Raw genomic sequence first — 12849 nt, forward strand, 5'->3', positions numbered from 1 at the left:
TGGGGACGATTTTAAATCTATCAGTTGCATCACGCAACTTTATCTGATAAGTTTCATGATGAAACTAAAAAATCCGCCCACAAGGGCACCCGCATTGAAGGAGTAACATCATGGACCGTCGTTTAATCGTGCTCGCAGCGGGCATGTTCGCCATCGGCACCGACAGCTTTGTCGTGGCCGGCATTCTTCCCCAGGTGGCGCAATCGCTTGGGGTATCGATCGGGGTCGCAGGCCAGATGGTGACCTTGTACGCGCTCAGCTACGCACTGCTCTCGCCCGTCATCGCCGCCGCCCTCGCGCACTGGCCGCGCAAACGCCTGCTGCTGGCCGGCCTCGCGGTCTTCGTGATTGGCAATTTGATCACGGCGGTGGCGCCCACCATCGAGTGGGTGCTGGCCAGCCGCCTGATCGCCGGCCTGGGCGCCGCCATGTTCAGCCCGACCGCCACCGCCGCCGGCGCCTCCCTGGTGCCGCCCGAAAAGCGCGCCCACGCGCTGGCTATCGTCATTGCAGGCCTGACCAGCGCCACCGCGCTGGGCTCGCCCATCGGCACCTTCATCGGCGGCCTGGGCGACTGGCGCGCCACCATGTGGTTCGTCACCGCCGTCGGCCTGGCCGCAGGCGCGGCCGTCTGCGCCATGCTGCCCCACATCCCCGCCCTGCCCGCCGTCACACTGCGCCAACGCCTGGCGCCACTGAAGGACAGCCGCGTGGTACTGACCCTGCTGACCACGCTGGCCGCCTATTCCGGCATGTTCGCGGTGTACACCTATATCGGGGTGACCTTCGACCGCGTCACCGCCGGCAAGCCGGAGGTGCTGGCCGGCCTGCTGCTGCTGTGGGGTTGCGCGGCCACGGCGGGCAACCTGGGCGCCGGCAAGCTGACCGACCGCTTCGGCAGCCGCACCATCATCTACGGCGCGCTGGCGCTGAGCACCGTCAACTTCGCGCTGCTGCCGCTGGCGAGCGCGCATTTGTGGAGCGCGGCGCTGTCCATCGTGGTGTGGGGCGTGTGCGGCTGGGGCCTGCTGGTGCCGCAGCAGCACCGCCTGATCAGCCTGGCGCCCGCGTCGGCGCCGCTGCTGCTGGGGCTGAATTCGGCGGCGCTATACATCGGCGTGTCGGCCGCCGGCGTCGTCGGCGCGGCCAGCATCGCCATGCTCGACAAGCATCAGATCGGCCTGGTAGGCGCGGCCCTGCTGGCCGCCGCCTTCCTCATTGCGCAGCAGGCGGACCGGCTGATCCGCAAAGAGCAGAACAGCGGCCAGATGCTCCCGGCAACGGCATCGCCGAATCAGTAGGTACAAGGCCTGCGCGGCCGAAGCAAAGCAAAGGAATGCAATTTCCATATGGAAATTGCATTTCTGGTAAAATTTTCTTTTATCGCGCGAGGGCAATGATGATTGTCGGCATAGACCTGGGTACTACGAACAGCCTGATTTCAGTCTGGGAGCATGGCGCATCCCGCCTGATTCCCAATTGCCTTGGCGAGGTGCTGACGCCTTCCTGCGTCAGCATCGACGAAGACGGCAGCATCCTGGTCGGGCGTGCGGCGCGCGAACGCCTGCAGACGCATCCCGACCGCACCGCTGCGGTCTTCAAGCGCTACATGGGCAGCGACAAGACCCTGCGCCTGGGCGGCAAGGAATTCCGCGCCGAAGAGTTGTCCGCGCTGATATTGCGCGCGCTGAAGGAAGATGCGGAAGCGGCGCTCGGCATTGCTATTACCGAAGCAATCATCACCGTACCCGCGTATTTTTCGGACGCGCAGCGCAAAGCCACGCGCGCAGCCGGACAGTTGGCGGGTTTGCGCGTGGAGCGTCTGCTCAACGAGCCGACGGCGGCGGCCCTGGCCTACGGCATTCACTTGCGCGACGCTGAAACCCGCTTCCTGGTCTTCGATCTGGGCGGCGGAACATTCGACGTGTCGGTGCTGGACCTGTTCGAGGGCGTGATGGAGGTGCGTGCCTCGGCCGGCGACAATATGCTGGGCGGCGAAGACTTCATGCGATGCCTGGTGGACTACTTCTTCGAGCAGCGCAAAGTGCCGGTCAGCCTGAAAAGCGACCATTACTTCTTGCAGAGTCTATACGCCCAGGCCGAAGCAGCCAAGCGTATGCTCAGTGAAGCCGCCACTGCCGCCATCCGCGTGGTCCACAATGAGACGGAGTACCAGCTCGACATCGACGAGCAGGCCCTTGAGCGCATCTGCGAAGGCATGCTGCGCCGGCTGCGCGATCCGGTCGAGCGTGCGCTACGCGACGCCAACCTGCGCGCGACCGAATTGGACAACGTGGTACTGGCCGGTGGCGCAACCCGCATGCCCATGGTGCGCCGCCTGGTGGCGCGCATGTTCGGCCGCTTCCCATCGTGCGACATCAATCCCGACGAAGTCGTGGCGCTGGGCGCGGCAGTACAGGCCGGCCTGAAGATGCGCGACGCCGCCTTGAACGAGGTGGTAATGACGGACGTCGCGCCATATTCGCTGGGCATCGATGTATCGATGACGCTGGGTGACGGCAGCCTCTCGCATGGACACTTCGACCCGGTTATAGAACGAAACACACCGGTGCCAGTGAGCCGTGTGAAGCGCTATTACCCGGTTGCGGAACAGCAGAAGCAGTTGCAACTGAACGTGTTTCAGGGTGAGGCCCGCATGTGCCGCGACAACGTCCGCCTCGGCACCCTGCAGTTCGCGCTGCCCCAACTGGCGCGAGAGGACAGCGGTGTCGATATCCGTTTCACCTATGACGTGAACGGCTTGCTCCAGGTTGACGCCACGGTCGTGAAGACAGCGCACACGCACACGCTGGTCATCGAAGGCAATCCCGGCCTGCTGACGGAAGCCGAGATCGCAGCCCGCTTCGTTGCCCTGTCCGAACTCAAGATCCACCCACGCGACCGGCTGGAGCACCGTACCTTGCTGGCGCGCGGCGAGCGGCTGTACCAGCAGATCCGTGGCAATCAGCGCGAGTGGTTCGGCGCACAAATTTCAGCATTTGAACAAGCCCTGGAATCACAGGACAACCGCCGGATAGACCCGCAGCGCAGGGAATTCGAAACGCTGCTCAACGAAGCCGAGCACGACAGCTTTACTATCCGATGACCGCACTGCCCGCCTTCCTGCAACGGCTTGACGTTGCCGAGACTGCCGACGAGCGCAGCGTCCGCCGAGCTTACGCGCGCGAACTCAAACTGATCGACCAGGAAACCGACCCGGCCGAGTTCCAGTCCCTGCGCGAAGCCTATGACGCCGCGTTGCACTGGCTGCGCTACCGCAGCGAGAACACGGGCGAAGGCGTCGACGTCAGCCCGTCCCCAGCAACAGTCCAGCCTAAGCCGGAGCCGCCAGCAGAAACGCCGGCGCACGGGCCAGCCACAGCGACGACAGCGTCCCCCGGTGCCGAAGTCAGCCAGGCCGACGCTGTGTTCACAGCCTTCCAGCAGCGGGCCGCCGGCAGCGCCGGGAAAATGGCGGCCACCGACGACGCGCCCTGGGAGCGCGAACTGAAGCTCAGCCTGGCCGACGAGCGCCTGAGCAGCATCGTCGAGCGCGACGCGTTCGAGCGTATGGTGGCCGAACTGCTGGCGGCCGGCTGGCAGCCAGGACATGAAGCCTTGTTGATCGCGGCGGCCAGGGTCTTCGATTGGAATAACGACCGCCGCCGCGTCGAGAGTCATGGATATGCGGGCGCCCTGCTGAACAATGCGCTGGAGCAACGCGCCATGTTCGATCTGCAAACGGACGAGGTGCGCGGGCAGCAGCGCAAGCTCATCGAGCGGCTGCGCCGGGCAGACGAACCTAGCACCCGCGAACTGGTGCTGCACTCTCCCACGCTGGAAACGCTGATCGCGCGCTTCCCCGAATGGCTCGCGCTCGTCGCCAGCGTTCCCTGCATCGTCGATTGGCGCGAGCGAAATAGCCAGGTGCCGGCATGGCGGCGCAAGCTCACCTTTACCGGCTGGCGCAAGCGCGCAAGCGCGTCCTACGGTGACGCGCAGCACAGTACCTTCAATTGGGGCTGGCTGCTCGTCCTGGCGTTCATGGCGCTGGTCCGCATAGCCAACAACAACAGTACTGGCAGCCCGGACACGCCCTCCGCTCCAGGACCTGCGATGGCGCAGTTCACTCCCGCGTCCGACACGCTGCTAGAACACGCAGGCCAGCAAGCCGACAGCGGCGACTGGACCGGCGCTCTTGCCACCTGTAACCAGATTGTCAGCGAAGCCCCCAAGGATGCTCGTGCTTATGGTTGCCGTGCGCGGATCTACCTGCTTTTGGGACGGAACGGGGAAGCCCGGCGCGACGTGGAACATGCCGCATTGCTCGACAGTTCGAACCACGTCATGCTGCGGGTGCGCGGCATATTGGCTATGCACGACAAAAGCTACCAGGATGCACTAGCCGATTTCACCCGTATCATTCAGCTTTTCCCGAACGACGCATGGGCCTACACCCACCGTGCCCTTGCTTACGAGCAGGAAAAGCAGCCTCGCCAGTCATTGGCCGACGCACTGGAATCCATTCGCCTGCAGCCGAAGAACAATTCCACCCCCTATCTCATCGCCGCGCGGCTGCAGCATGCCAAGGGCGAGCCGAAACATGTCGAAACCCAGGCCGCCGCACTGATCGCAGCAGACGGCGACAATCCGGAAGCGTACACCACGGCAGCGGAAATCCGCATGCTGCTGGGCCAGCGCAAAGCAGCGCTCGATGTGCTGGATCGCGGCGCGGCTGCCGCGCCCGATGTGAACATCCCCTTATATCGTGCCGAGCTGCTGCCCGCCAGCGACCTCGCAGGCCGTCGTGCGGCGCTGGCAGCCGCTCTCGCTTTCGATCCGAAAAACAGCGCCGCGCTGCAACTGCGCGGCGCACTGGAAGCGGGTGCGCGGAACTACGAAGCAGCAATCAGCGCCTATACTGCGGCCCTCGATGCCCGCACACAAAACGACCGGAACCGCGCGCAGTTGCTGCTGGAACGCGGCGTCGTCCGCTTCAAGCAAGGCAATGTTGCAGCATCCGAAGCCGACTTCGCCGCCGCGCAAGCTGCCAGCAAGACCGCAATCGGGCAAAACAATGTCTGCTGGTACCTGGCTACGCAGAACATTTCGCTGCACACGGCTCTGGCAACGTGCAACGCAGCCCTGGAAGAGGACTCAACACTTGCGAGTGCATATGACAGCAAAGGATTCGTTCTGCTGCGCATGGGACGGTACTCGGAATCCGAAACCGCCTACACGGCCTCCCTAGCGCTGCGGCCGAAGTCCGCCGAGTCGCTTTACGGCCGGGGCCTCGCCAAACGCAAGCTGGGCCGGCATCGGGACGCCGGCGCGGACATCAACGCCGCAGTCTCATTGAAACCGCAGGTCGCCTCACAGTTTGCGGCCTACGGTGTCAACTAGGCGACAGCCTGCGCAAAGGTCGCCGTTTTTCCCGGCATGCCGTGTACGCACCCAGCGCCGCCGTGCAGCCTGCTGGACAGGCGCTCGGGCGCAATGCCTGGGACAGCGTTGCTAACGGCCAGCTCCAGGCCCTGCTTCTCCCGCATGCCCGCAGTCACACCGTGCCGCCCGCTGTACCGCTGCTCCAGTGCGTCGCCCCGGCCCAGGACTACTTCGGGCGGGCTATCTTTTCCAGGTAGGCGTTGAGGGAGGCTTGCGACAGCTCGCCGACGTGCAGGCCGGCCAGCTTGCCGTCGGCCGCGTAGAACAGCGTGGTGGGGAAGGCGGAGGCGCCTACCGCATGGGCGATACCGGCGTCCGCGTCGTGCACGGCATTGGTCACGGCGAAGCCGCGCTCGGACAGGAAACGCTGGCCCGCCGCCGCGTCGGCGTCCTCGTTGACGAACACGAAAGCCACGTCGCGGCGCTGCTGCTGCGTTTTAGCCAGCACCGGCATCTCGCGCCGGCACGGCGGACACCAGCTGGCCCAGAAATTCACCACCATCGGTTTGCCCCCGGCGATGTGCCGGATGGCGGCCGGCGCGGCGGCGCCCTGCGCACTGCGCAGCGCGATGGCCGAACCGGACATGTCCCATGCGAACACCGCCGCAATCAGGCCGGCGCCCAGCGGCGCCTGCAGCTGCGGCTTGCGCCAGCAGCGCCATACGCCGACCGCCAGCGCACCGGCAATCGCGGCCGGCCAGTTGCCACCACCGTCGCGGATATCGAACACCGCCCACCACGGCGCGCCGCGGAAATCGTTGAAACGGATGATAACGAAGGCGATGCGGCCCGCCACCAGCGCGGCCAGCACCATGTCCAGCAAGATGCCGGTGACGTTAACCTTGTTCTTGCGGCCCGCCAGGTAGCCCACCCCCGCGGCGATACCGAACGCCATGGCGAGCAGCACATGGCTGGCTTGCAGCACCAGCGGCCCAACATTAACTGAAAACACCAACGCCTCCGTCTCGTCCGCCGGCATGGCCCGGCCCAGCCGCACGATAGCACGGCGGCGGCACGGCCGCAGCACGGCCGGAACGCGTCACTGTCCGGCCACTATCGCGCCAGCGCTGCCGCCGCGGTACGGGCCAGCATGGAACTAAACGCGCTCGATGACGAGGGCGATGCCCTGCCCCACGCCGATGCACATGGTGCACAGCGCGTAGCGCCCGCCGCTGCGCGCCAGCTGGTACATGGCAGTGGTGACCAGGCGCGCGCCGCTCATGCCGAGCGGGTGGCCCAGCGCAATGGCGCCGCCCAGCGGATTGACGCGCGGATCGTCGTCGCGCAGGCCCAGTTCGCGCAGCACGGCCAGCCCTTGCGAGGCAAAGGCCTCATTCAGCTCGATGATGTCGATCTGGTCCAGCGTCATGCCCAGCTGGCGCAGCACTTTCTGCGTGGCCGGCGCCGGGCCGATGCCCATCACGCGCGGCGCCACGCCCGCCGTGGCCATGCCGAGAATGCGGGCGCGCGGCGTGAGGCCGTGCTGTTTCACCGCATCCGCACTGGCCAGCAGCAGCGCGCAGGCGCCGTCGTTCACGCCGGACGCGTTGCCGGCGGTGACGCTGCCGTCGGCGCGCACCACGCCTTTCAGCTTGGCCAGCGCCTCGATCGAGGTGGCGCGCGGGTGCTCGTCCTGCTCGAAGCGCACCGGATCGCCCTTGCGCTGCGGGATCAGCACCGGCACGATTTCATCGGCGAACAACGCGTCCCGCTGGGCGCGCGCGGTCTTCTCCTGGCTGGCCAGCGCAAAGCGGTCCTGGTCGGCGCGGCTGACCTTGAACTCATCGGCAACGTTCTCGGCCGTCTCCGGCATGGCGTCCGTGCCGTACAGCTCTTTCATCAGGCGGTTCGGGAAGCGCCAGCCGATGGTGGTGTCGTAGATGGCGGCGCTGCGCGAGAACGCGGCGTCGGCCTTGCCCATCACGAACGGCGCGCGCGTCATCGATTCCACACCGCCGGCAATCATCAGCTGCGCGTCGCCGGCCATGATGGCGCGCGCCGCCGTGCCCACCGCGTCCATGCCGGAACCGCACAGGCGGTTCACGGTGGAGCCGGGCACTTCCAGCGGCAGCCCGGCCAGCAGCAAGGACATGCGCGCCACATTGCGGTTGTCCTCGCCGGCCTGGTTGGCGCAGCCGTAGATCACGTCGTCCACCGCGCGCCAGTCCACCGACCGATTGCGGCGCATCAGTTCGCGCAGCGGCACCGCGCCCAGGTCGTCGGCGCGCATGTCTTTCAGGGCGCCGCCATAGCGCCCGATCGGGGTGCGGATGGCGTCGCAGATGTATGCAGGTTTCATAGTCTGTCCTCAGTTGGGCTGCAGCAACGGCGCAGCGGTGACGGCCTGCAGTTCTTCAAAGCTCAGGCCTTCAGCCATTTCACGCACCACCAGCCCGGCCGGAGTCACGTCCAGCACGGCCAGGTCGGTGTAGATGCGGTTGACGCAGGCCACGCCGGTCAGCGGGTAGCTGCACTGCCGGACGATCTTGCTTTCGCCGCTCTTGGTCTGGTGGTCCATCATCACGAACACCTGCTTGGCGCCGATGGCGAGGTCCATGGCGCCGCCCACGGCCGGTATCGCGTCCGGCGCGCCGGTGTGCCAGTTGGCCAGGTCGCCGCCGGCCGACACCTGGAAGGCGCCCAGCACGCACACGTCCAGGTGGCCGCCGCGCATCATCGCGAAGGAATCGCCGTGGTGGAAGTAGGCGCCGCCGGTGAGCAGCGTGACCGGCTGCTTGCCGGCGTTGATCAGGTCCTCGTCCTCCTCGCCCTCGGCGGGCGCGGGGCCCATGCCGAGCAGGCCGTTTTCGCTGTGCAGGAACACTTCGCGCTCGGCGGGCAGGTGGTCGGCGACCTTGGTCGGCAAGCCGATGCCGAGGTTGACGTAAGCGCCTTCAGCAATGTCCTGCGCCACGCGGGCGGCGATCTGGTCTCGGGTATAGCGCTGCATTATGCATTCTCCTTCACGACGCGCTGCACGAAGATGCCGGGCGTGACGATGACTTCGGGATCGAGTTCGCCCAGCGCGACAACTTCCTGCACCTGGGCGACGGTGGTCTTGGCGGCCATGGCCATGATGGGGCCGAAGTTGCGCGCCGTTTTGCGGTACACCAGGTTGCCCCAGCGGTCGCCGCGCAGCGCCTTGATCAGCGCGAAGTCGGCGTGGATGGGCGATTCAAGCACATAGTGGCGGCCATTGATCAGGCGCGTCTCCTTGCCCTCGGCCAGCAGGGTGCCGTACCCGGTGGGCGTGAAGAAGCCGCCGATGCCGGCGCCGGCGGCGCGGATGCGCTCGGCCAGGTTGCCCTGCGGCGTCAGTTCCAGCTCGATCTTGCCGGCGCGGTAAAGCGCATCGAAATGCTGCGAGTCCGCCTGGCGCGGGAAGGAGCAGATGATCTTGCGCACCCGGCCCGCCTTGAGCAGCGCGGCCAGCCCGGTTTCGCCGTTGCCGGCATTGTTGTTGACGATGGTGAGATCGCGCGCGCCCTGCTCGATCAGCGCGTCGATCAGCGCCGACGGCATGCCCGCGTTGCCGAAGCCGCCAATCATGACGGTGGCGCCGTCATGCACGTCGGCCACGGCGCGCTGCAGGGATTCGTATGTCTTGTCTATCATATTCGCTCCTGTTTTGTTCGATTAACGAACAAATGATTGATTACCGCACACCAAATAGTATCGGCGTTTTGGCGCCAAGGTCAAGAAAAAAAGTCCTATCGGGCGCGTGCGGCCGGACGCGTGGGCGAAATACGCGATGCAACATCATGGCGATACCCGGCAGGTATCAAAAGGCTACCAAATCGGTCTTGGACGGCGCTCCAAGGTATATCTATTCTCCGGTTGTCCCATTTCAAAACAACTAACCGGGCCATAAGGAGACCAAACCATGCAGCAAATCGACGTTCACAAAGTGTCGGACGGGGCGCGCTTTAACCGCTTCCACGCCGGCGTCCTGTTCTGGTGCGCCATCATCATCATCTGCGACGGGTATGACCTGGCGGTCGCCGGCATCGCCCTGCCATCGATCATGAAGGAAATGGGCGTGACCGCCCAGAATGCCGGCTTCATGGTCAGCTCCGCGCTGTTCGGCATGATGTTCGGCGCCATCTTCCTCGGCACCGTGGCCGACAAGATCGGCCGCCGCCTGGCCATCGCCATCTGCATCGGCTTGTTCAGCGTGTTCACCGCGGCGGCGGGCTTCGCCACCGATCCCTACACCTTCAGCGCGATGCGCTTCCTGGCCGGCCTCGGCATAGGCGGCGTGATGCCCAACGTGGTGGCACAGATGACGGAGTTCTCCCCCAGGAAAATCCGCTCCACCATGGTCACGCTGATGTTCAGCGGCTACGCCGTGGGCGGCATGCTGGCCGCCCTGCTGGGCAAGGGCCTGATCGAAACCTATGGCTGGTCGTCGGTATTCCTGGCTGCCGGCGTGCCGGTGCTGCTGATTCCCTTGATCCTGAAATCGCTGCCGGAATCGATGCCTTTCCTGATCAAGGCGCAGCGCTTCGACGAGCTGAAATCCATCCTGGCGCGCATGGAACCGTCCTACCGTGCCGGCGCCGGCGACCGTTTCACCATTCCCGCCGCCGACAGCGCAGCGGGCGCGCCGATCCGCAAGCTGTTCCAGGACGGCCGCGGCTTGAGCACCGTGATGTTCTGGATTACCTTCTTCATGTGCCTGTTCATGGTGTACGCGCTCAGTTCCTGGCTCACCAAGCTGATGGCCAGCGCCGGCTACAGCCTCGGCTCGGCGCTGACCTTCGTGCTGGTGCTGAACTTCGGCGCGGTGATAGGCGCCGTCGGCGGCGGCTGGCTGGCGGACCGCTTCAACATCAAGCATGTCCTGATCGGCATGTACACCCTGGCCGGCGTGTCGATTACGCTGCTGGGCTACAAGGTGCCCACCGAAGTGCTGTTCCTGCTGGTGGGCCTGGCAGGCGCATCGACCATCGGCACCCAGATCGTCACCTATGCCTACGCGGGGCAGTTCTATCCGATGGCGATCCGCGCCACCGGCATCGGCTGGGCTTCCGGCGTGGGCCGCAGCGGCGCCATCCTGGCGCCCATCGTGATCGGCACGCTGGTCGGCATGCAGCTGCCGCTGGAGCAGAACTTCATGGCCATGGCGATCCCCGCCGCCATCGCGGTGGTCGCCGTATCGCTGATCCGCCAGAAACCGCTGCCATCCTCGTCGGCCGCCCATGGCCCGGCGGCGCCGGCCGAAGCCACCGCGTAGTCCGCATCCCGGCCGGCGCGCGGCCTAAAGCTCTTCCTTGACGTGCGGGATGCCGCGCGACTCGTAGACGTCGTAAATAATCTGCAGCATGTTGCGCAGTTCTTCCGAGCGGTCCATCAGCCGGATACTGAACAGGATGGGCGAGACCGCGTGCTTGTCGTCGATCTGGACGTATTGCACGTCGGTGCGCTTCATGCCCTGCAGGCTGTCCGGCACAATGGAGATGCCCTGCCCGGCCGCCACCATGCCGATGGCAATCTGCAGTTCGCGCACTTCCATCACGTGCTCGGGGTGCAGCGCCCGGTCGCTGAAGATGGCCAGGACCTGGTCGGCGAAGCTGGGGCGCGGACTGCGCGGGTAGACGATCAGCGTCTCGCCCACCAGTTCGCGCAGCTTGAGCCCCCGCCCCAGCATGCCTAGCTTGTGCCCGATCGGCATGGCCACGATCAGCCGCTCCTCGCGCAGCAGGATGCGGCGCACCGACGCATCTTCCGACTTTACGCGGCCGAAACCGACATCGATGCGGCCTTCCTTCAGCGCGCGCATCTGCTCCATCGTCGTCAGCTCATGGAAAGTGATGTCCACCTCCTGGTATTGCTCGCGGAAGCGGCGCACGATCTCCGGCAGCAGGCCATACAGCGTCGATGCCACGAAACCGATCGACAGCGTGCGCTCGATTTTGCCCACGCGCTGCGTCATCGTCTTCAGGTCCGCCAGCTTGTCGAGCAGGACCTGCGCATGCGCCTGGAAAAACTCGCCCGCTTCGGTCAGGCGCAAGGGACGCGAGCCTTTTTCGAACAGGGGCACGCCCAACTCCTCCTCCAGCTGCTGGATTTGCCGGCTCAGCGGCGGCTGCGCAATGAACAGGCGCACTGCGGCGCGGGTGAAGTTCTTTTCCTCTGCCACCGCCAGGAAGTAGCGCAAATGCCGGATTTCCATCTTCATACCTCTTAGGTATTGAAATCATACCAAAACAGTGTTGGACGATACTTTTTCAAGGGTTTATCGTGGTGTTATCCCTTCGAATTATACCGACTATACGGATAAGATATGATCAAAAGCATAGAAACCATCCTCGCAGACGTCCCCACCATCCGTCCGCACAAGCTGTCCGTGACCACCATGAGCACGCAGACCTTGGTGCTGGTGCGGGTGCGCTGCGGCGACGGCGTGGAGGGCTGGGGCGAAGCCACCACCATCGGCGGCCTGAATTACGGCGAAGAGAGCCCCGAGAGCATCAAGACCAATATCGACACCCATATCGCCCCGCTGCTGGCCGGCATGGAAGCGAGCCAGGTGGCCAAGGCCATGGCCAAGCTGCGCAAGGCGGTCCAGGGCAACCGCTTCGCCAAGTGCGCCATCGAGACCGCGCTGCTGGATGCGCAGGCGCGCCGGCTCGGCATTGCCCTTAGCGAACTGCTGGGCGGCCGCGTGCGCGACGCGCTTCCGGTGGCATGGACCCTGGCCAGCGGCGATACCGCCAAGGACATCGCCGAAGCGGAAAGCATGCTGGAACTGCGCCGCCACCGCATCTTCAAGCTGAAGATCGGCGCCCGCCCGGTGGCCGACGACGTGCGGCACGTGCTGGCCATCAAGCGCGCGCTGGGCGACGCGGTCAGCATCCGCGTGGACGTGAACCAGGCGTGGAACGAACTGCAGGCCATCGAAGCCATCGCGGCGCTGGAAGCCGGAGGCGTGGACCTGATCGAGCAACCGGTGCCGGCCCACCACAAGGCTGCCATGGCGCGCCTGGCGCAACGCTTCTCGGTGCCCATCATGGCCGACGAAGCCCTGCAAGGACCGCTCAGCGCCTACGACTACGCCACCCAATCGGCCGCCGACGTGTTCGCGGTAAAGATCACGCAATCCGGCGGCCTGGTACAAGCGGGCCAGGTGGCCACGGTGGCGCAACTGGCCGGCGTGGCGCTGTATGGCGGCACCATGCTGGAAGGCGGCGTGGGTACGGCCGCGTCGGCGCATCTGTTCTCCACCTTCGCCGAGCTGTCCTTCGGCACCGAGCTGTTCGGGCCCCTGCTGCTCACCGAAGAAGTGCTGCAGGAGCCGCTGGTCTATAAGGACTTCATGCTGCAAGTGCCCACCGGCCACGGCCTGGGCGTTGCCGTCGATACCGACAAACTCGGCCGCCTGCGCCGCCACTGACCGCCATC

At 65.5% G+C, this 12849-nt stretch carries 10 protein-coding genes; 5 read left to right on the forward strand and 5 right to left on the reverse strand.

The annotated features are described in order from the left end of the window. Positions 1–110 precede the first annotated feature (110 nt). From ASD15_RS14570 to ASD15_RS14580, 3 genes are all read left to right on the forward strand, one after another. Positions 111–1301 (forward strand): MFS transporter, encoded by a 1191-nt coding sequence (locus ASD15_RS14570; protein ID WP_057155692.1) that lies wholly within the window; start codon positions 111–113, stop codon positions 1299–1301. A 98-nt stretch (positions 1302–1399) separates the two neighbouring features. Then, positions 1400–3106 (forward strand): molecular chaperone HscC, encoded by a 1707-nt coding sequence (locus tag ASD15_RS14575; RefSeq protein ID WP_082551883.1) that lies wholly within the window; start codon positions 1400–1402, stop codon positions 3104–3106. Beyond that, positions 3103–5403, forward strand: a complete 2301-nt coding sequence (locus ASD15_RS14580; RefSeq protein WP_057155693.1) for a tetratricopeptide repeat protein — start codon at positions 3103–3105, stop codon at positions 5401–5403. The genes ASD15_RS14575 and ASD15_RS14580 overlap by 4 nt, the downstream gene beginning before the upstream one ends. 208 nt (positions 5404–5611) lie before the next feature. Here ASD15_RS14580 and ASD15_RS14585 read toward each other — a convergent pair whose 3' ends face one another. From ASD15_RS14585 to ASD15_RS14600, 4 genes are all read right to left on the reverse strand, one after another. Next, positions 5612–6397: a TlpA disulfide reductase family protein gene (locus tag ASD15_RS14585; RefSeq protein ID WP_162249899.1), complete on the reverse strand. Its 786-nt coding sequence runs from the start codon at positions 6395–6397 to the stop codon at positions 5612–5614. A 144-nt stretch (positions 6398–6541) separates the two neighbouring features. Then, positions 6542–7744: a 3-oxoadipyl-CoA thiolase gene (gene pcaF / locus ASD15_RS14590; RefSeq protein WP_057155695.1), complete on the reverse strand. Its 1203-nt coding sequence runs from the start codon at positions 7742–7744 to the stop codon at positions 6542–6544. Between the two features lie 9 nt (positions 7745–7753). Then, complete coding sequence (locus tag ASD15_RS14595) at positions 7754–8395, reverse strand: CoA transferase subunit B (protein WP_057155696.1); 642 nt, start codon at positions 8393–8395, stop codon at positions 7754–7756. Next, positions 8395–9060, reverse strand: a complete 666-nt coding sequence (locus ASD15_RS14600) for a 3-oxoacid CoA-transferase subunit A (protein ID WP_057155697.1) — start codon at positions 9058–9060, stop codon at positions 8395–8397. The genes ASD15_RS14595 and ASD15_RS14600 overlap by 1 nt, the downstream gene beginning before the upstream one ends. A gap of 268 nt (positions 9061–9328) precedes the next feature. Between ASD15_RS14600 and ASD15_RS14605 the strand changes: the two genes are divergently transcribed. Continuing rightward, on the forward strand, positions 9329–10681 hold the full coding sequence (locus ASD15_RS14605; RefSeq protein ID WP_057155698.1) for an MFS transporter: 1353 nt from the start codon (positions 9329–9331) through the stop codon (positions 10679–10681). A 24-nt stretch (positions 10682–10705) separates the two neighbouring features. Here the strand turns inward: ASD15_RS14605 and ASD15_RS14610 are convergent, their stop codons facing one another. Continuing rightward, positions 10706–11620 carry a LysR family transcriptional regulator gene (locus ASD15_RS14610; RefSeq protein ID WP_057156082.1) on the reverse strand — a complete coding sequence of 305 codons (915 nt, stop codon included), beginning with the start codon at positions 11618–11620 and terminating at the stop codon, positions 10706–10708. 111 nt (positions 11621–11731) lie between these two features. Here ASD15_RS14610 and ASD15_RS14615 point away from each other — a divergent pair, with 111 nt between their 5' ends. Beyond that, positions 11732–12841, forward strand: a complete 1110-nt coding sequence (locus ASD15_RS14615; RefSeq protein ID WP_057155699.1) for a muconate/chloromuconate family cycloisomerase — start codon at positions 11732–11734, stop codon at positions 12839–12841. Positions 12842–12849: the final 8 nt, after the last annotated feature.

Origin of the sequence: Massilia sp. Root351 (assembly GCF_001425045.1) — a bacterium.
GTDB lineage: Bacteria > Pseudomonadota > Gammaproteobacteria > Burkholderiales > Burkholderiaceae_D > Rugamonas.

Coding starts and splice junctions, on each gene's coding strand:
- ASD15_RS14570 (WP_057155692.1), top strand. CDS start 111: ATGGACCGTCGTTTAATCGTGCTCGCAGCGGGCATGTTCGCCATCGGC.
- ASD15_RS14575 (WP_082551883.1), top strand. CDS start 1,400: ATGATTGTCGGCATAGACCTGGGTACTACGAACAGCCTGATTTCAGTC.
- ASD15_RS14580 (WP_057155693.1), top strand. CDS start 3,103: ATGACCGCACTGCCCGCCTTCCTGCAACGGCTTGACGTTGCCGAGACT.
- pcaF (WP_057155695.1), bottom strand. CDS start 7,744: ATGAAACCTGCATACATCTGCGACGCCATCCGCACCCCGATCGGGCGC.
- ASD15_RS14595 (WP_057155696.1), bottom strand. CDS start 8,395: ATGCAGCGCTATACCCGAGACCAGATCGCCGCCCGCGTGGCGCAGGAC.
- ASD15_RS14600 (WP_057155697.1), bottom strand. CDS start 9,060: ATGATAGACAAGACATACGAATCCCTGCAGCGCGCCGTGGCCGACGTG.
- ASD15_RS14605 (WP_057155698.1), top strand. CDS start 9,329: ATGCAGCAAATCGACGTTCACAAAGTGTCGGACGGGGCGCGCTTTAAC.
- ASD15_RS14610 (WP_057156082.1), bottom strand. CDS start 11,620: ATGGAAATCCGGCATTTGCGCTACTTCCTGGCGGTGGCAGAGGAAAAG.
- ASD15_RS14615 (WP_057155699.1), top strand. CDS start 11,732: ATGATCAAAAGCATAGAAACCATCCTCGCAGACGTCCCCACCATCCGT.